This is a genomic window from Bradyrhizobium sp. CAR08, from assembly GCF_052871955.1.
On sequence record NZ_JBIXJX010000002.1, the window covers coordinates 422,289 to 439,478 of the forward strand.

General features: G+C 64.1%; 17 protein-coding genes. 9 read left to right on the plus strand and 8 right to left on the minus strand.

Features of this window, described 5'->3' with window-relative positions; all coding sequences use genetic code 11:
• The 3 genes from ACIPUD_RS05730 to ACIPUD_RS05740 form a co-directional block, all read right to left on the minus strand.
• Positions 1-2,193, minus strand: a complete 2,193-nt coding sequence (locus ACIPUD_RS05730; protein ID WP_026233127.1) for an RNA degradosome polyphosphate kinase — start codon at positions 2,191-2,193, stop codon at positions 1-3.
• A 128-nt stretch (positions 2,194-2,321) separates the two neighbouring features.
• Entirely contained in the window at positions 2,322-2,999 is a 678-nt protein-coding gene (locus ACIPUD_RS05735) for a DnaA ATPase domain-containing protein (RefSeq protein ID WP_026233128.1), read from the minus strand.
• A gap of 92 nt (positions 3,000-3,091) precedes the next feature.
• Positions 3,092-3,634: a CDP-alcohol phosphatidyltransferase family protein gene (locus ACIPUD_RS05740; protein ID WP_026233129.1), complete on the minus strand. Its 543-nt coding sequence runs from the start codon at positions 3,632-3,634 to the stop codon at positions 3,092-3,094.
• Between the two features lie 155 nt (positions 3,635-3,789).
• Between ACIPUD_RS05740 and purM the strand changes: the two genes are divergently transcribed.
• Both purM and purN read left to right on the plus strand, forming a co-directional pair.
• Positions 3,790-4,863 carry a phosphoribosylformylglycinamidine cyclo-ligase gene (purM, locus tag ACIPUD_RS05745; RefSeq protein ID WP_018456277.1) on the plus strand — a complete coding sequence of 358 codons (1,074 nt, stop codon included), beginning with the start codon at positions 3,790-3,792 and terminating at the stop codon, positions 4,861-4,863.
• 14 nt (positions 4,864-4,877) lie between these two features.
• Positions 4,878-5,531 carry a phosphoribosylglycinamide formyltransferase gene (gene purN / locus ACIPUD_RS05750; RefSeq protein ID WP_204511004.1) on the plus strand — a complete coding sequence of 218 codons (654 nt, stop codon included), beginning with the start codon at positions 4,878-4,880 and terminating at the stop codon, positions 5,529-5,531.
• 96 nt (positions 5,532-5,627) lie between these two features.
• Here the strand turns inward: purN and ACIPUD_RS05755 are convergent, their stop codons facing one another.
• Positions 5,628-5,834: a cold-shock protein gene (locus ACIPUD_RS05755; RefSeq protein ID WP_007591938.1), complete on the minus strand. Its 207-nt coding sequence runs from the start codon at positions 5,832-5,834 to the stop codon at positions 5,628-5,630.
• A 378-nt stretch (positions 5,835-6,212) separates the two neighbouring features.
• Here ACIPUD_RS05755 and ACIPUD_RS05760 point away from each other — a divergent pair, with 378 nt between their 5' ends.
• Entirely contained in the window at positions 6,213-7,373 is a 1,161-nt protein-coding gene (locus ACIPUD_RS05760) for an autotransporter outer membrane beta-barrel domain-containing protein (protein WP_446480241.1), read from the plus strand.
• An 80-nt stretch (positions 7,374-7,453) separates the two neighbouring features.
• Here the strand turns inward: ACIPUD_RS05760 and ACIPUD_RS05765 are convergent, their stop codons facing one another.
• On the minus strand, positions 7,454-8,494 hold the full coding sequence (locus tag ACIPUD_RS05765; RefSeq protein ID WP_018456281.1) for a LysR family transcriptional regulator: 1,041 nt from the start codon (positions 8,492-8,494) through the stop codon (positions 7,454-7,456).
• A 71-nt stretch (positions 8,495-8,565) separates the two neighbouring features.
• On the opposite strand from ACIPUD_RS05765, the gene ACIPUD_RS05770 reads away from it, so the two are divergent.
• The 5 genes from ACIPUD_RS05770 to ACIPUD_RS05790 all read left to right on the plus strand — a co-directional run bounded on the left by ACIPUD_RS05770 (position 8,566) and on the right by ACIPUD_RS05790 (position 12,118).
• Entirely contained in the window at positions 8,566-9,183 is a 618-nt protein-coding gene (locus ACIPUD_RS05770; RefSeq protein WP_026233132.1) for a hypothetical protein, read from the plus strand.
• The gene (locus ACIPUD_RS05775; RefSeq protein WP_446480242.1) at positions 9,170-9,790 is read left to right on the plus strand and encodes a GNAT family N-acetyltransferase; all 621 of its coding nucleotides are present in this window, start codon (positions 9,170-9,172) and stop codon (positions 9,788-9,790) included. Before ACIPUD_RS05770 ends, ACIPUD_RS05775 begins: the two co-directional genes overlap by 14 nt.
• Positions 9,791-9,815: 25 nt before the next feature.
• A complete protein-coding gene (locus ACIPUD_RS05780; RefSeq protein WP_085352950.1) occupies positions 9,816-10,379 on the plus strand; it encodes an isochorismatase family protein in 564 nt (187 codons plus the stop codon).
• Between the two features lie 30 nt (positions 10,380-10,409).
• Positions 10,410-10,580, plus strand: a complete 171-nt coding sequence (locus ACIPUD_RS05785; protein WP_007609402.1) for a hypothetical protein — start codon at positions 10,410-10,412, stop codon at positions 10,578-10,580.
• A 158-nt stretch (positions 10,581-10,738) separates the two neighbouring features.
• Entirely contained in the window at positions 10,739-12,118 is a 1,380-nt protein-coding gene (locus tag ACIPUD_RS05790) for an aspartate aminotransferase family protein (protein ID WP_446480243.1), read from the plus strand.
• Here the strand turns inward: ACIPUD_RS05790 and rnd are convergent.
• On the minus strand, positions 12,103-13,254 hold the full coding sequence (rnd, locus tag ACIPUD_RS05795; RefSeq protein WP_018456286.1) for a ribonuclease D: 1,152 nt from the start codon (positions 13,252-13,254) through the stop codon (positions 12,103-12,105). The two genes, ACIPUD_RS05790 and rnd, sit on opposite strands and share 16 nt — an antisense overlap.
• 374 nt (positions 13,255-13,628) lie before the next feature.
• Positions 13,629-14,525, minus strand: a complete 897-nt coding sequence (locus ACIPUD_RS05800) for a LysR family transcriptional regulator (RefSeq protein WP_446480244.1) — start codon at positions 14,523-14,525, stop codon at positions 13,629-13,631.
• Between the two features lie 103 nt (positions 14,526-14,628).
• Here ACIPUD_RS05800 and ACIPUD_RS05805 point away from each other — a divergent pair, with 103 nt between their 5' ends.
• Positions 14,629-15,618, plus strand: coding sequence for a zinc-dependent alcohol dehydrogenase family protein (locus tag ACIPUD_RS05805; protein WP_446480245.1), 990 nt, complete (start codon positions 14,629-14,631; stop codon positions 15,616-15,618).
• 86 nt (positions 15,619-15,704) lie between these two features.
• On the opposite strand, the gene ACIPUD_RS05810 is transcribed toward ACIPUD_RS05805, so the two are convergent.
• A complete protein-coding gene (locus ACIPUD_RS05810; protein WP_247368344.1) occupies positions 15,705-17,180 on the minus strand; it encodes a protein adenylyltransferase SelO in 1,476 nt (491 codons plus the stop codon).
• Positions 17,181-17,190 lie beyond the last annotated feature (10 nt).

A 17,190-nucleotide genomic window follows, 5' to 3' on the forward strand; every position in this document is an offset into this window, starting at 1 on the left:
TCAGGATTGATGACGTTCATTACGGCGCGTGAGGCGGCGCGGCGAGGATTCCTTGAGCGACTTACCACGGCCAGACAGACTCGGATTTGTCATGAAGTAGTTGTGGACGTTGAAAGGCTCCTCGCCCTTCGCGGTCTTCATACGCGTTGAGGACCCGTCCGGCAACAATTGCCAGCTCTGTTCATTGTCCTTGAGATTCGCGACCATGATCTGTTCGAGAACCTGCTGATGCACCGTGGGATTCTGCAGCGGACACAGCACCTCGACGCGGCGGTCGAGGTTGCGCGGCATCATGTCGGCTGAGGAGATATATACAGCCGCTTTCGCGCTCGGCAGGCCCTGGCCCATGCCGAAGCAGTAAATTCGGCCGTGTTCGAGGAATCGTCCGATGATCGACTTGACGCGGATGTTCTCCGACAGGCCGGGAATACCGGGTCTGAGGCAGCAGATACCGCGCACCACGAGCTCGACCTGCACGCCGGCCTGGGAGGCCTCGTAGAGCGCGTCGATGATATCGGGGTCGACCAGCGCGTTCATTTTCATCCAGATCGCAGCAGGCCGGCCGTGCCGCGCATGCGCGGTCTCGCCCTGGATGTGCTCGATGATGCGCTTGCGCAAGGTCAGCGGAGACACCGCCATCTTTTCCAGATCGCTCGGCGCAGCGTAGCCGGTGATGAAGTTGAACACGCGCGCGGCGTCGCGGCCGATGGTCGGCTCCGAGGTGAAGTAGGAGAGGTCGGTGTAGATGCGCGCGGTCACCGGGTGGTAATTGCCGGTGCCGGTGTGGACGTAGGTCGTGAGGCTGCCGCCCTCGCGCCGCACCACCATCGAGAGTTTCGCGTGGGTCTTCAGTTCGAGGAAGCCGTAGACGACCTGCACGCCGGCGCGTTCGAGGTCGCGCGCCCAGCGGATGTTGGCCTCCTCGTCGAAGCGGGCCTTCAGCTCGATCAGCGCGGTGACGGATTTGCCGGCTTCGGCGGCTTCCACGAGCGCGCGCACGATCGGCGAGTTGCTGGAGGTGCGGTAGAGCGTCTGCTTGATGGCGACGACGTCGGGGTCGCGCGTCGCCTGCTGGAGAAACTGCACCACGACGTCGAAGGATTCGTAGGGGTGATGGACGACGAGGTCCTTCTGCCGGATCGCAGCGAAGATGTCGCCGCCTTGCTCGCGCACGCGCTCGGGATGGCGCGGCACGTAAGGGGTGAATTCGAGATCGGGCCGGTCAAGGCGGGTGAGCTGCGAGAGCTCGTTCATGGCGAGCACGCCATCGACCAGGAACACCTCGTCGTCGGCGGTCGACAGCGCGTGCTGCACGAAACTGCGCAGCTGCTCCGGCATCTTGGCGTCGATCTCGAGTCGGATCACCGAACCGCGGCGGCGGCGCTTCAGCGCGGTCTCGAACAGGCGGACGAGATCCTCGGCCTCTTCCTCGATTTCGAGTTCGGAGTCGCGGAGGACGCGGAAGGCGCCCTGGCCGTGAAGATTGTAGCCGGGGAACAGGCGGTTGATGAACAGCGCGGTGGCCTGCTCCAGCGAGATCAGCCGGACGACCTTGCCGTCAGCCGGCAGACGGATGAAGCGGTCGATCTTGCCGGGCATGCGGATCAGCGCGTTCATCTGCTTGCCGTCGGCGGCGCGCGTGAGCTGGAGCGCGATGGTGAAGCCGAGGCTCGGAATGAACGGGAAGGGGTGGGCCGGGTCGATCGCGAGCGGCGTCAGCAGCGGGAACACGTTGCTGAGGAAGTAGTCCTCGACCCAGGTTCGTTCCGCCTTGGTGACCTCCTTGCCCTCGACCAGCACGATACCCTCGTCGGCGAGCGTGCCGCGCAGGTCGCGCCAGATTGCCTGCTGGTCGGAGGCAAGCTGCGAGACGGTCCGGTTGATGAGCGCGAGCTGCTCGGACGGGGTCAGACCGTCGGGGCTGCGCTCAGCAATACCCTCGCGCACCTGGGCCTTGATGCCGGCGACGCGGACCATGAAGAACTCGTCGAGGTTATTCGCTGAAATCGACAGGAATCGCACCCTCTCCAGCATGGGGTGGCTGGGATTGACCGATTCCTCCAGGACGCGGCGGTTGAAGTGCAGCCAGGAAAGCTCGCGATTGATGAACCGCTCGGGGCTCGATGCGATCGCCGGCGGGCCTTCGGCTTCCGGGGCTTTTTCTTTAACTTCAACAGCTTGCGCAGAATCCATCAGAAGTCGGTCCATCCAGTTCGCCCCAATTTGCGACTTACGCGCAAAACCCGCGGGAGCATGTGTTAGAGCGATGACGTTTCGATGACATTGATGTTCCGCCGCCCGGCCGCGTCAACCCGCCTTGGTCAGACATCCCGGAGCAGCTCGGCCGCCAGGGCCCGGGTGACGGGGCGGCCGAGGCGCAAGGCCTCGCTGTCCAGCAGGTCCACAGCCCGTCGGGCGGCGGCCGAGGACCGCTCCAGGCGAGTGGCGAGGTAGCTGACCACGCTCTCGTCCACCGCGAGCTGGCGGTCGGCGCAGAACTTGACGATCAGGCCGCGGAAGAGCTGGTCGTCGGGCGGCAGCAGCGAGACAACGGGGACGGCGCGGAGCCGCGAGCGCAGGTCGGCGAGCTCGATCTCGAGAGACGCGGGCACCTCGCGTCCGGTGAAGAGGACGTAGGCGCCGTCCTCGCGGGCCAGATTCATCAGATGGAACAGGGCGCGCTCGTCGAATTCCCTGGCTTTGGGATCCTCGACCACCAGCGCGCCGGTGGCGAGCGCAGCCGGGACGGCCTCGGCGGTCAGCCCATTGGCCGTGGTCGAGCGGGCGCCTGAAGCCTCGGCCCAGATCGCGGCGAGATGGCTCTTGCCGCTTCCTTCCGGGCCGGCCAGCCACATGATTCGGTTCGGCCATTCCGGCCAGGCGTCGATGAGGGCAAGACCGGCGGCGTTGACGGGGCCTTCGAGGAAATTGTCCCGGCTCAGGCTCTCCGCATGCGGAAGCGAAAACGCCAACTGTCGGGGATGAACGCGGCTTGGCACGCTTGCTTTGCTCCGTGCCGGCGTGCCGGCTTCGTTTGACGAGATGCGACCTAATCGAGCGGGAGTTGGCCTTTTACGGGGCCGCTCCCAACTCACTTGGCCTCGATCGTGCTCATGTGCCGCAACCATTCGACAAGATAGAGCGACACGGAGGAGAGCGTGAAGACCGTGACGAGGCCCATCAGGATTATATCATAAGGACCGGGTTTGAAGCCGAAGGCGAGGGCGGCCAGCACCAGCGCCGCGAACGCCACTTGGGCCACAGTGTTGAGCTTGGATACCTTTGAGGGCTTCATCTCCACAGGTCGGTCGAACAGCCACGATATGATCACGGCGGCGACGATCATGATGTCGCGCGAGACCACCAGGATGACGATCCAGCGCGGAATCGCGCCCCAGATGCCGAGCGCCATGTAGATCGAGACCAGCAGCGCCTTGTCGGCGAGCGGGTCGAGCAAGGCGCCGAGCTCGCTCGTCATGTTGAAGCGCTTGGCAAGGAAGCCGTCGACCGCGTCGCTGATACCGGCGATCAGGAATACGGCGAACGCCACCTCCATTTGGCTCGACACGATGGCCCAGACGATGATCGGGACCAGCATGATGCGGCCCAAAGTAATGATGTTCGGTATACTCACACGGCGCTTCCCGGCACCCGGCCTGACCTCGAATTCGGCCCTTTGGAGGCTGAACCGGTTGATATCTCTACATAGTATACGGCGGCGCGCCATGCGAGCCATTGCGCGTCCCCGGAATTCGACGTAACCAGCCGCAAACCCACTGGAAATCGGGCATGACCGACCGCAAAAACGGCCTCACTTACGCCGATTCAGGCGTCGATATCGATGCGGGCAACCGCTTGGTCGACCTGATCAAGCCGATGGTGCGCGCCACCGCACGGCCCGGCGCCGACGCCGAAATCGGCGGATTCGGCGGCCTGTTCGATCTCAAGGCGGCCGGTTTCAAGGATCCCATCCTGGTGGCCGCGACCGATGGCGTCGGCACCAAGGTCAAGATCGCGATCGAGACCGGCCTGCATGGCGGGATCGGCATCGACCTCGTCGCCATGAGTGTCAACGACCTCGTGGTGCAGGGCGCCGAGCCGCTGTTCTTCCTCGACTATTTTGCCTGCGGGAAGCTCGATCCGGAGGCGACCGCGTCGATCGTCGCCGGTGTCGCCGAAGGCTGCCGCGAATCCGGCTGCGCCCTGATCGGTGGCGAGACGGCCGAGATGCCCGGCCTCTACAAAGACGGCGACTACGACCTCGGCGGCTTTGCCGTCGGCGCCGCGGAGCGGGGCACGCTCTTGCCGCGCAAGGACATCGCCGCCGGCGATGCCGTGATCGGGCTCGCTTCGTCGGGCGTGCACTCCAACGGTTTCTCGCTGGTGCGCAAGATCGTGGAACAATCCGGCCTCGGCTTCGGGGCGCAGGCGCCGTTTGCGCCCGTCATGACGCTGGGCGGCGCGTTGCTGACGCCGACGCGTCTCTACGTCAAATCCTGCCTGCGCGCGATCCGCGAGACCGGCGCGGTGAAGGGGCTTGCCCACATCACCGGCGGCGGCTTCACCGACAACATTCCGCGCGTGCTGCCGAAGCATCTCGGCGTCGGTATCGATCTGGCGCGCCTGCCAGTGCTGCCGGTGTTCAAATGGCTGGCCGCGCAGGCCGGCATCGCCGAGCTCGAAATGCTGCGGACCTTCAATTGTGGGATCGGCATGATCGCGATTGTCGAGCCGGACAAGGTCGAAGAGGTCGTGGAGATCTTCACTGACGCCGGTGAGACCGTGGCACAGCTCGGTAGCGTGATCCTGGCCGAGGGCGAGCACCGCGTCGTCTATAACGGCCATCTCGACCTGGCGCTGTAATGACCGGCGCTGTAATGAAACGCCGCGTCGCCATCCTGATTTCCGGCCGTGGCTCCAACATGGCTGCGCTGATCAAGGGCGCGGCCGCGCCGGATTTTCCGGCGGAGATTTCGCTCGTCATCTCGAACAAGGCCGATGCGCTGGGGCTGGAAAGGGCCAAAGCGAGCGGCGTGAAGACGCTGGTGATCGAAAGCAAGCCGTTCGGCAAGGACCGCGCCGGCTTCGAGAAGGTGCTGCAAGCAGCACTCGATCAGCACGGCATCGAGCTGATTTGCCTCGGCGGCTTCATGCGCCTGTTCACGGCCGAATTCACCAAGGCGTGGTACGGGCGGATGCTCAACATTCATCCCTCGCTGCTGCCGTCCTTCCCCGGTCTCGACCCGCACGGCCAGGCCTTGCGCGCCGGCGTCAAGCTGTCCGGCGCGACGGTGCACTTCGTGATCCCCGAGACCGACGCCGGCCCAATCGTGATGCAGGGCGCGGTTCCCGTCAGCGACCACGACACGGCGGACACGCTGTCGGAGCGTATCCTTGAAGTCGAGCACCGCATCTATCCCGCAGCACTGAGCCTGCTCGCGACCGGCAAGGTCCAGATCGAGGGCGATGTGTGCAAGACCGCGGGCAGCGGGCCGTCGGAGAATTTTCTGGTTTCGCCGTTGGTGCGGTGAAGCGCCGTCGCACTCGGAATACTTCTCATTCCAAACAAAAACCCCCGGCAGAGCCGGGGGCAACGTCATGATCTCTTGCGCAGACCGCGAGAGAAATCAGGAAACCTTGAGGTTCTCCGCGGATGCCTTGCCGCGGTTCTCCACGAGATCGTATTCAACCACCTGATTTTCATTGAGGGTCGAGAGTCCGGCGCGCTCGACGGCGGAGATGTGGACGAAGACGTCCTTGTCACTGCCGTTCGGCTTGATGAACCCATAGCCCTTGGTCGGGTTGAACCATTTGACGGTGCCCTTTTGCGGCATCCTCAGTCTCCTCCGCTAGATACAAAAACGACGCGGCCGCTTTTCGCGTGCCACGCCACAAACGGGCTTCCGGTAGTCTGTTCGAGTCTTGAGTCTCAATGTCGCGAAACGCACAGTCGAGCGGCCAATTCCGATTGTGTCTGATATTGCAACATGAAAATCGCCCGTTAGCAAGCCGCGCGCGAATTTCAAGACTTCGACCCGAGTGCCCGTCCGCAATTTGCGACCTGTGGCCGCGGAACCACAATCGGAAGCAATGCCTTTGCCGGGACGCGCCAGCCGGTTGACCCTCAGTAACAGTTCGGCACAAATCGCGGCACGCGTGCGCCGCTCCTGTTGCTTTTTTGCGCGCCGCCCTTTGCTTCAGGATTTGTCGCCATGTGCTGCATTTCGCAGCCCTCAGAGACACGGCAGGCGATCAGGCTGAACCGCGTCCGCTGGATCGCGGCTGCCGTGGCGTTTGCTCTCATCATGGTACTGTCGACGACATCAGGCTTTGCGCAGAGTCCCACGCCCACGCCGAACCCGACACCCACGCCGTCACCGACGCCGATTCCGATGCCAATTCCGATGCCGACCGCGACCAATTACGACCAGTCGGCCGGCAACAGCTCGCTCAATCTCGGCTCGAATTTCCTGGAGCGGCTCGGAAACCAGGCATCTGGCGGCGTCAACCGGGCGTTTCGGACCAATCCCGGCGGCGGCGGCGCGTCGGCGAGCACGGAAGACCCGCGCTACCGCACCTGGTTCGAGGGTTATGGCATCTCGGTCCGGACGGATGCGCAAGGAGACTTTGTCGGCGACAAGCGCAAGACGTTTGGCGGTGTCGCAGGCTTTGGCGCGCGGCTCGCGCCGGGTGTCAATCTCGGCTTCTCCGTCGACCAGAGCCACACCGATATCGACGTGCCGCTCGCACTTCAGTCCGCCACGCTGGATCTGACGCAACTCGGCTTCAGCGGCTCGGTCGACAAGGGCCCCTGGACCTGGGCCTTCGCGGTGGTGCACGGCTTCGGCAAGGTCCGCTCCAGCCGGGATACTGGCCTGGGACTTGCGACCGCGGGTTATCGCGCCGCAATCGACGGCGCGCTGACCGAGATCAGCTATTACTGGACCAAGGACCACATGCGCATCGTGCCCAAGGGCGCACTGGAATATGTCCGCGCCACCAGCGTCGCGTTCCAGGAGGTTGGCGGCCTCGATCCACTCAATGTCGGCTCGACGGCGCTCTCGCGCGCGCGCGTCATGATCGGAGCCGAGATCGGGCGCTACTTCATCTTCGACCAGAAGATCCTGGACCTGTCCGCCTACGGCAAGTTCGTCGACAATTTCTATCAGAACCTGGGATCGGTGCAGGTCAGCCTCGGGACCCAGAGCATCGTCGTGCCCGGCATCGGCGAGAGCCGCTACGGTACGGATGCAGGCGCCTCGGCCTCGCTCAGCCTGACCAACACGGCGCGGCTCTACGTCAACTACGACGGCAAGTTCCGCAACGAGCTGACGTCGCACCAGGGCACGGTCGGCTTCGAATATCGGTGGTGAAGCGAAGCCTGCCCGCGTCGGCCCAGAGGAGGATCCCGGAAAACTGCGAAGCGGTTTTACGAAAACATCATGCTCGAGCTTTAAGTCGGCATTGCCGCGACATAACCCGTCAATCCAAAGGCCGCGCGCGCGGCCGTCATCATCGGCGCCAGCGCGTTCGGGTGGATGAACTCGTCGCGGAAACAGGGATGGATCTTGGGATCGAAGATTTTCTTCAGCCAATCGACCACGATCTTGTGGCGCTCGGAGGCGCGGAACTCCTTATGATAGGTGAGCCAGAGATCGGCGTGGTGGCTGACGCCGAGATCGACGGCAACCAGCGGGGCGCCGAGCGCGATCGAAACCGTCGGCAGGAATCCGATGCCGGCGCCGCGCTCCACCGCATAGAGCACGCCGACCGAGGAGTTAGTCTTGATCCCGACGATGCCCTCGAGCGACTTCAGTCCGAGCACGCGGGCGTAGGCGCCGTCGTCGACCTGCGGGGCGCTCTGCTTGATGATGCGGTGGTTCTTCAGCTCGGCCAGGGTCGCGGGCACGCCGTAGAGGTTTTCGTACTCCTTGGAGACGAAGGGATAGATGTGCAGGCGGCCGAGCTTGGCGACGATCAGATCGGGATTGGTCGGCGGCTCGAGCTGGATCGCGATATCGGATTCGAGCCGCGCGACGTCGGCCTGTTCCATCGCGCAGCGCAGGTCGACGGTGATCTTGCGATAGGTTTTCTGGAAATCGATCAGTCGCGGCAGAATCCAGAAATTGCCGGGGCCTTCCGTCACCGCGACGCGCACGGTGCCTGACATATCGTTCGACGATCGCGAAGCACGCCGGAACACATTGAAGGCATGACGCTCCATGTGCGCGACGTCGGCGATCATCGCGCTGCCTTCGTCGCTGAGCGTGAGCCCGCTCTGGTCGCGCAGGAACAGCTTGCAGTCGATGCTCTCTTCGAGCCGGTCGATCCTGCGCATCAGGGTGGTGGAGGTGAGCCCGAGCTCCTCGGCGGCGTTGCGGAAGCTTTTATATTTTGCGCAAGCTAAAAACAGTTTCAAATCGTCCCAGGACATGTCCAGGGTTTCTTCACGGTGCTGCATCACCGCAGCACCCCGGTGCAATAACTGCTGCATACGCCTGATCCCCAGCCGCTAAGCTCATCGCCATAGCGGGGCACGAAAGCCGCGAACGATAGAGGGGCGACATGAGTATGGAAAGGGGCTCGTTTGCCGCAAGGCATGATTTCGACGCGCTGCCGCTCAGTCCGGATGTCGACGTCCGTCGCGCCAAATTTTCCGAAATCGCCGCGCTTTCGCAGTTGGCGCACCGGCTGGTGCCGGGCGTTCGGATCGGGGCGACTGAGCTTGCAAAATATTTCGCCTTCGATCCCGAGAGCATCCTGACTTTCAGCCGGAAGGGCAACCTTGTCGGCGGCATGGCCTTCCTGTTTCTCAACGATCGCGGGCATGATGCGTTGCTGCTCGACGAGATCTGCCTCACCGCGCCGGAGACGCGCTATCTCGCGTCCGCGAAGGAAGACGTTTCCGCTATCTACATCTGGGCGATCGCGGCGACGGGGCGCGGCGTCGCCGGTCTCGGCAAGGCCGCGGCTCATCTTAGACAGCTAAGGTTTCGCAACGCGGATTGCTATGCGCAGCCGTCAACCGTGGCCGGCCGCGACATCATGAAAGCGACAGGCTTCGAGCCTGTTCCAAGCTTCCAACCCGACCTCTGGTGCTACGAGCGGCCCTGGCATCGGCAGCCGATGCGCATGCCGAGCGCGATCATCCAAGCAAGGAGTTTTGCAGATGCACGGTACTAGGATTCCTCTCGCCAAGCCCGATTCCCGCGCCATCACCATTCGCCTCGCGCGCGATCTCACCGATGTCATGCTGGTCACCTCGATCCGCTCAGCCGTCTATCTCGCCGAGCAGGATTGCCCGTTCGATGAAGAGTTCGACGGCAACGACATGGTTGCCGCGCATTTCATCGGCTATGTCGGCAACGAGCCTGCGGGCTGTCTGCGGGTGCGGTTCTTCGGCGATTTCGCCAAGGTGGAACGGCTTGCGGTGCGGCACCAATACCGGCGGTCGCGCGTCTCGTTCAAGCTGGTACAAGCGAGCGTCGACTATGTGAAGCGCAAGGGCTTTCGCAAGATCTACGGCCAGGCGCAGGACCGGCTGGTCGATTTCTGGGCCCATTTCGGCGCCAAGCCGCTTGGTCACAATCGCAAGATCACATTTTCCGACTTCTCCTACACAGAAATGCTGCTGGAGATCGAACCGGGTCCGGATGCCATTACGCTGGACAGCGATCCTTACGTGATCATCCGCCCCGAGGGCGATTGGGACCGGCCGGGCGTGCTCGACGCCTCGGCAGGACGGGCTGTGACGTCGCCGCTGCGGGACGTCGCGCTCGCTGGTCGTTGAAACTGGTGCAGCTGCGCGCAAAACCATGCTGGTTTCCATCACAGACGATCCGCCGATCCTGGTCTGCACGGATCTCCAGGTCGAATATCTGACCCCCGGACGTCGCCACGTCATCCTCGACGGCGATGCCGCAACGGCGCGCTGCGTGGAACTGCTGACGTTCTGGCGCGACAATCTCTGGCCGGTGATGCATCTGAAGCGCATCGCGCAGGCGGCCTGGTTCAATCCGGCATCCAAGCTGACCGATTGGATCGCGGAGGCGAAGCCGCGGCCGGGAGAAATGACCTTCGAGCACCCGCTGCCGTCGGCCTACAGTTCGGCGCGGTTTGTGGACTACATGTCCAATATCCGCAATGTCCGTTGCGTGCTCGCGGGCTTTTCCCTGGACGAAACCGTCCTGGCCACCGCTATTGACGGGTTTCACCGCAGTCATCGCTTCCAGGTGGTGGCCGACGCGGTGGCCTGCCGGCAGCCGGGGACTGGCGATGCTGCCGCCTACAAGCATGCGGTAGTGAATGTGATCGGGAATTTTGCTACAATCCAGTCCAGCGCCGAACTGATCAGAACCAGCGGCGCCGTTGCGGTGTAGGCGGCCGCGATCGACGGATGGAGTGGGACATTGTCACGGGGAGATCAGCTCGAGGAGCTGGCAAGCGACCTGTCGCGTGCCGCCGAGGCGGCACGCCGTCTTGGTCTGCCAACGACGGTGTATCTGCTCTCGATGGCGCTGGTGGAGGTGCGGGAGGCCGCTGCCGCCGATAGCGATGGGAATGACGACGGTGCGGCGTGACAGCTGCCCGATGTGCGGCTTTGTGCAACGCAGCTGAGCGCTTCCTGCCGACGAATTGACGTTGCAAGTTTTGCGCGGTGGCAATAGCCAAGGAGCTGGATCATCGAGTGATGACGCTGGCCGCGCCCGCGACGTGACGCTTTCAAGGATTCCTGCAAATGTCCATGCTGCCCAATTCGCAAGAGGCCCGGGATGTGGCCTACCAGCTCCATCCCTACACCAACGCGCGCGCCCATCAGCAGGCCGGTCCCCTGGTGATCGAACGCGGCGAGGGGCCTTACGTGTTCGATGCGTCGGGCAAGCGCTATTTCGAGGCGATGGCAGGCCTGTGGAGCGTCGGACTCGGCTTCAACGAGAAGCGGCTGGTCGACGCTGCGCACAAGCAGATGCTGGCGCTGCCGTTCTATCACACGTTCTCCGCCAAATCGCACGGGCCCTCGATCGATCTCGCCGAGAAGCTGGTCGCGCTCGCGCCTGTTACGATGAGCAAGGTGTTCTTCACCAATTCCGGCTCGGAGGCCAACGACACTGTTCTGAAATTGATTGCCTATCGTTCCAATGCGCTCGGCCAGCCACAGCGCAAGAAGGTGATCAGCCGGATGCGCGCCTATCACGGCGTCACCATCGCGTCCGCCAGCCTCACCGGGCTGCCGAACAACCACCGCTCTTTCGACTTGCCGCTCCCGAACATCTTGCACACGGGCTCGCCGCATTTCTACAAGGATGGCGCGCCCGGGGAGAGCGAGGAAGCGTTCGCGACGCGGCGGGCCGAGGAACTCGATGCGCTGATCCAGAAGGAAGGCCCGGACACGATCGCTGCGTTCTTCGGCGAGCCGGTGATGGGCGCGGGCGGCGTCATCGTGCCGCCGGCGACCTATTGGGACAAGATCCAGAAGGTGCTGAACAAGTACGACATCCTGTTGGTCGCCGACGAGGTCATCTGCGGCTTCGGCCGCACCGGCAAGATGTTCGGCTGCGAAACCTACGGCATCAAGCCCGACGCCATCGTGGTCTCCAAGCAGATCACCTCGAGCTATTTCCCGCTGTCGGCCATCATGATGAACGATCGCATGTTCGAACCGATCGCCGACGAGAGCAACAAGATCGGCGTGCTCGGCCACGGCTTCACCGCGGGCGGCCATCCGGTGGGCTCGGCGATTGCGCTCGAGAATTTGAAGATCATCGAGGAGCGGGGCCTGGTTGCGCATGCCGCCGAGCTCGGTGGCTACATGCAAGGCAAGCTGCGTGAACTCACCAGCCATCCACTGGTGGGCGAGGTCCGCGGTGTCGGCATGATCGCTGCGATCGAACTGGTGCTGGACAAGGCGCGCAAGACCGCAGCGGCAACGCCGGGCGCCGTCGGCGGCATGGCCAGCCGCATGCTGCAGGAGCGCGGCGTGATCTCGCGCAACATGCTCGATGCCATTGCCATCTGCCCGCCGCTGATCGTCACCAAGGCCCAGATCGACGAGCTGGTCGCGGCGATTTCAGGTGTGCTGGACGACATCGGGGGGCATCGGGGCTATTCCGCTCGCTGAACCCCGATCACGCGGCCTTTCTCGACCGCCAGCGCCAGCTCGCCGCGCTTCAGTTTCAGGGCGGCCTCGCCGAACAGCTCGCGGCGCCAGCCGCGTAGCGCCGGCACGTCGGCCTCGTCGTCGGCCGCAATCTCCTCGAGATCGTCGACGGTCGCAATCACCTTGCTGGCGACCGCATGGCGCTCCGCGGTCATGCGCAGCAACACCTTCAACAGCTCGACGATCGCGGCGCCATTGTTATTGTTGCGCGGCTTTTCCAGCTTCGGCAGCGTGGCGTGATCGCGCGCCAGCCCGCGCTCGACAGCGGCGACGATGTCGGCGCCCCATTTGGATTTCTCAAAACCCTTCGGCACGGAGCGCAGGTTTGCGAGCTTCTCGATCGTGTTCGGCGCATGGGTCGCGATGTCGCTGACGGCCTCGTCGCGCAGCACGCGGCCTCGCGGCACGTCGCGGCTCTGCGCCTCCTGCTCGCGCCAGGCGGCGACCTCCATTAGGACCGCAAGGTCCTTGGGCTTGCGCACCCGCGTCTTGAGCCGTTCCCAGGCGCGCTCGGGATGGAAGTCGTAGGTCTTGGGCGAGGTCAGGACTTCCATCTCGATCGAGACCCATTCGCTGCGCCGGCGCTTTTTAAGGTCGGCATCGAGCGCTGCGAACACGTCGCGCAGATGCGTGACGTCGGACACGGCGTAGTGCATCTGCTCCTTGGTCAGCGGCCGGCGCGACCAGTCGGTGAAGCGGTGGGTCTTGTCCGGGCGGTGTCCGGTGACCTTCTCGACCAGGGCGTCGTAGGCGATGCTGTCGCCGTAGCCGAGCACCATGGCCGCGACCTGGGTATCGAACACCGGGTGCGGGATGATACCCGCCTGGTGCCAGATGATCTCGATGTCCTGGCGGGCGGCGTGGAACACCTTCAACACGCCCTCGTTGCCCATCAGCTCGAAGAACGGCTTGAGGTCGATGCCCTCGGCCAGGGTGTCGATGACGATTGCTTCCTCGGCGCTGGCCATCTGCACCACGCACAGCAGCGGGTAATAGGTGGTCTCGCGCAGGAACTCGGTATCGACGGTAATGACGGGGTGCTTGGCCAGCCGGCTGCAGGCAGCCGCAAGGTCAGCGGTGGTGGTAATCAAATCCATGAACGGCCCATGACAAGTCCATCAGCCGTTCTGCCGAAAGCGCTGTGATGTCAAGGGGCTCGAAGCGAATTCGAGCCTTGCATTTGGACCGGAATCGCATTTTCCGACGAAAATCCTATTCGTAGCGCACCCGCCGGGAGGGTTTGCGCGCGCAGGGCAGTGCCACCACGACCACGCACATGGCGACCAGCGCCAGCCCCAGGAACTCGAAAACCAACAGATCCACGGCAAAATCCCCCAGCAACATTGCTAAACTTGTCGGGGGCGAATTGAGGGTCTGTTAATTCTCGTGGTTACCGGCGGCGGGTCGGGCCGGATGGTGGACGGGGGGTTAACGGCCGCGGCATGCCATGCAGGCGTCACGGCATCCGGCGTCAGGTCAAGAGCTTCGGCAGGGCGGCCGCCAAGGCGTCCACGGCGGCGCGAACTTTCGGCGGCATCCGGGACGAGCGTGGCCAGAGCGCGTGACAGTCGTAGAGAAATCCCGGCTGACCGCTCAACAGAGTGACGAGTCTACCGGCGCGCAGGCGTTCGCGGACTAGCCAGTATGGCAGCCAGGCCAGTCCCATCCCCTGTGACGCGGCGTCCGCGATCGCGTCGAGATCGTCGAGCCTGAGCCTTCCCGCCGGCACGATTTCGCTCGGAGGCTGGCCCTCGCGGGGAAACAGCCACGGCCGGACGCGTCCGGAGCGGCGATAGATGATCGCCTGATGCTGGGCAAGATCGTCGAGCGATTTCGGCTTGCCGTTGGCGCGCAAGTACGAGCGCGTGCCGCACACCACCATGCGCTGGCTTGCGATGCGCCGCGTCATCAGGCCGGATTGATCGTGTAGATCGCCGGTCCGGATCGCAAGATCATAGCGGCCCTCGATGATGTCAGCGATCGGGTCGAACGAGAGATCGAGCTCCAGATGGGGATATCGTCGCGCGAGCTTCATCAGCAAGGGGGCGATGCAGTGCCGGCCCAGCAGGGCGGGCACGGTCACGCGGAGCCGGCCACGCGGCTCGGACAATTCATCGGAAGCGACGGCGTCGGCGGCCACGGCTTCAGCGAGCACAGTGCGGCAGCGCTCGTAGTAGGCTTGGCCAGTCTCGGTCAGGCTCTGGCGCCGTGTGGTGCGGTTGAGGAGGCGGACGCCCAGGCGCTCCTCGAGGAAACGAACGTGCTTGCCGACCATTGGCCCCGACATTTCGAGCGCATCGGCGGCAGCGGCGAACGAGCCCACATCCACCGCCTTGACGAAGACGGCCATGCTGGTCAGGCGGTCCATGATTGCAAACTCCTGGTTTCGACTGTTCACCTCTCTGCACGCTTTATCCGGCGCCGCCCGGTTGGCATAGCTCCATTGAATTCAATTATTTTGGAGTGTGTTCATGGCGCGCGTCGTTCGCTTCCACAGACATGGTGGCCCCGAGGTGCTGCGCATCGAGACCGTCGACGTCGCGCCGCCAGGGAGGCGCGAGGTGCAGATCAGGGTAAAGGCCCTCGGGCTCAATCGCGCGGAAGCGCTCTTGCGGAAGGGGACCTATATCGAGACCGCGACCTTTCCGTCCGGCCTCGGTCTCGAGGCCGCCGGCATCGTCGAGGCGATCGGCGAAGGCGTGAGCGGCTTCTCGCCGGGCGAGGTCGTCAGCATCGTGCCGCCCGTGTCGATGGTGCGATGGCCGGCTTATGGCGAGCTCGTCACGTTTCCGGCGGAGTTCGTCGTGAAGCACCCGCCCGAGCTCGGCTTCGACGCCGCGGCCGCGGTATGGATGCAATATCTGACGGCGTTCGGCGCTCTGGTCGATATTGCTGGGCTGGAGCGAGGGGAGTCCGTAGTCATCACCGCGGCGTCGAGTAGCGTCGGGCTTGCAGCGATTCAGATCGCGAACCGGATCGGTGCGATCCCGATTGCAGTGACGCGAACCTCGATCAAGCGGCAGGCCCTGCGCGATGCTGGCGCCGCCGACGTCATCGCCTCCGTGGAAGAGGACATCCGGTCACGGCTGCAGGACATTGTCGGCTCAAACGGCGTTCGCGTGGTGTTCGACGCGGTCGGCGGTCCCATATTTGGGCCGCTCACCGCCGCGATGTCGCCGGGTGGCGTTCTCATCGAATATGGCGGCCTGAGCCCAGAGCCAACGCCGTTTCCGCTGGTCAACGTACTGACCAAGAGCCTGACGCTGCGCGGCTATCTCGTGCACGAGATCATCCGCGACCCCGCGCGGCTTGCTAAGGCGAAGACCTTCATCCTCGACGGGCTGCGGGACGGCGCATTGCAACCGATCATCGCCAAAACGTTTCAGTTTGAGGAGATCGGCGAAGCGCATCGCTTTCTGGAGTCAAACGAGCAGTTCGGCAAGATCGTGGTAACGATCTGAGCGAATGATCGTCTTGAACAAACGATTTCGGCACCCCCGCATCTGGATTATGCCTTCGGCTCGTCCACGTGCGCACCGAGCTTGCCTCACGTCCCGCAGAACGTCTGCAGCACCCGCTGCTCCGGCAGCGGCGGATCGGCGTAGGCTGCATAGTCCGGCTGGCCCTCGAACGGTTTAGCCAGCACCTTCACGAATTCCTCAAACGGCGTGTAGTCGTCATCGTTGACCGCGGCCTGGATCACGGCCTCGACGCGGTGGTTGCGCGGGATGAACATCGGGTTGACGGCGTGCATGGCGGCTTGCCGTTCGGCTGCGGTTTGCGGCTCCAGCGCCGTGCGCTCGTGCCAGCGCCTGGCCCACTCGTCGAACGCCGCGGGGTCCATGAATTGCGCGCGTGCATCGTCAGCAGCCGGATCGCCAGCGGCGTCGCCGAGTTTGCGGAAGGTGAGGGTGAAGTCGGCCTGGTTCTTGGCCATGGCGTCCAGCAGGTCCTGGATCAGCGCGTCGTCGCCGTCGCGCTCCGTGAACAGGCCGATTTTCTTGCGCAGGCCCGCCTGATAGGCGTCGCTGAACGTGTCGGAGAAGGCGCCAAGAATGTCCTGGGCCTCGGCGACCGCCTTTTCCTGATCCTCGGAAAACAGCGGCAGCAGGCATTCGGCAAGCCGGGTCAGATTCCACAGCGCGATGCGCGGCTGGTTGGCATAGGCGTAACGGCCCATCTCGTCGATCGAGGAAAACACTTGCGACGGATTGTAGGCGTCCATGAAGGCGCACGGACCGTAATCGATGGTCTCGCCTGATATCGATGAGTTGTCGGTGTTCATCACGCCGTGGATGAAGCCGACCAGCAGCCAGCGTGCGACCAGATCGGCCTGGCGTGCGACGACGCCACCGAGCAGCGCGTGATAGGGCCGCTCGGCGCCGAGCAGCTCCGGATAGTGCCTGGCGATGACGTGGTCGGCGAGCCGGCGAATGGCATCGGTGTCGCGGCGGACGGCGAAGAACTGGAAGGTGCCGACGCGGATATGGCTCGAGGCGACGCGGGTCAGCACCGCGCCGGGCAGCGCGGTCTCGCGGATGACGTGCTCGCCGGTGACGACGGTAGCGAGTGAGCGCGTGGTGGGGATGCCCAATGCGAACATCGCCTCGCTGACGATGTATTCGCGCAGCACCGGCCCGAGCGCGGCACGGCCGTCGCCGCGGCGGGAGAATGGGGTGGGACCGGAGCCCTTGAGCTGGATGTCGCGGCGGATGCCGTCCTTGTCGATGACCTCGCCGAGCAGGACCGCCCGTCCGTCGCCCAGCTGCGGAACGAATTGCCCGAACTGGTGGCCGGCATAGGCCATGGCGATCGGATCGGCGCCGGCGGGAACCGTCTTGCCGGCCAAGATTTCGGCGCCCTCAGGGGTTTCCAGCACATCAGGATCCAGCCCGAGCTGGACCGCCAGCGGCCGGTTCAGCTTGATCAGCCGGGGCGCTGCCACCGGCGTCGGTGCGACCCGGGCGAAAAAGCTGTCCGGCAGCGCCGAATAGGAGTTCTGGAACGGGAAATGGACTGTCATGGCCTCAAGA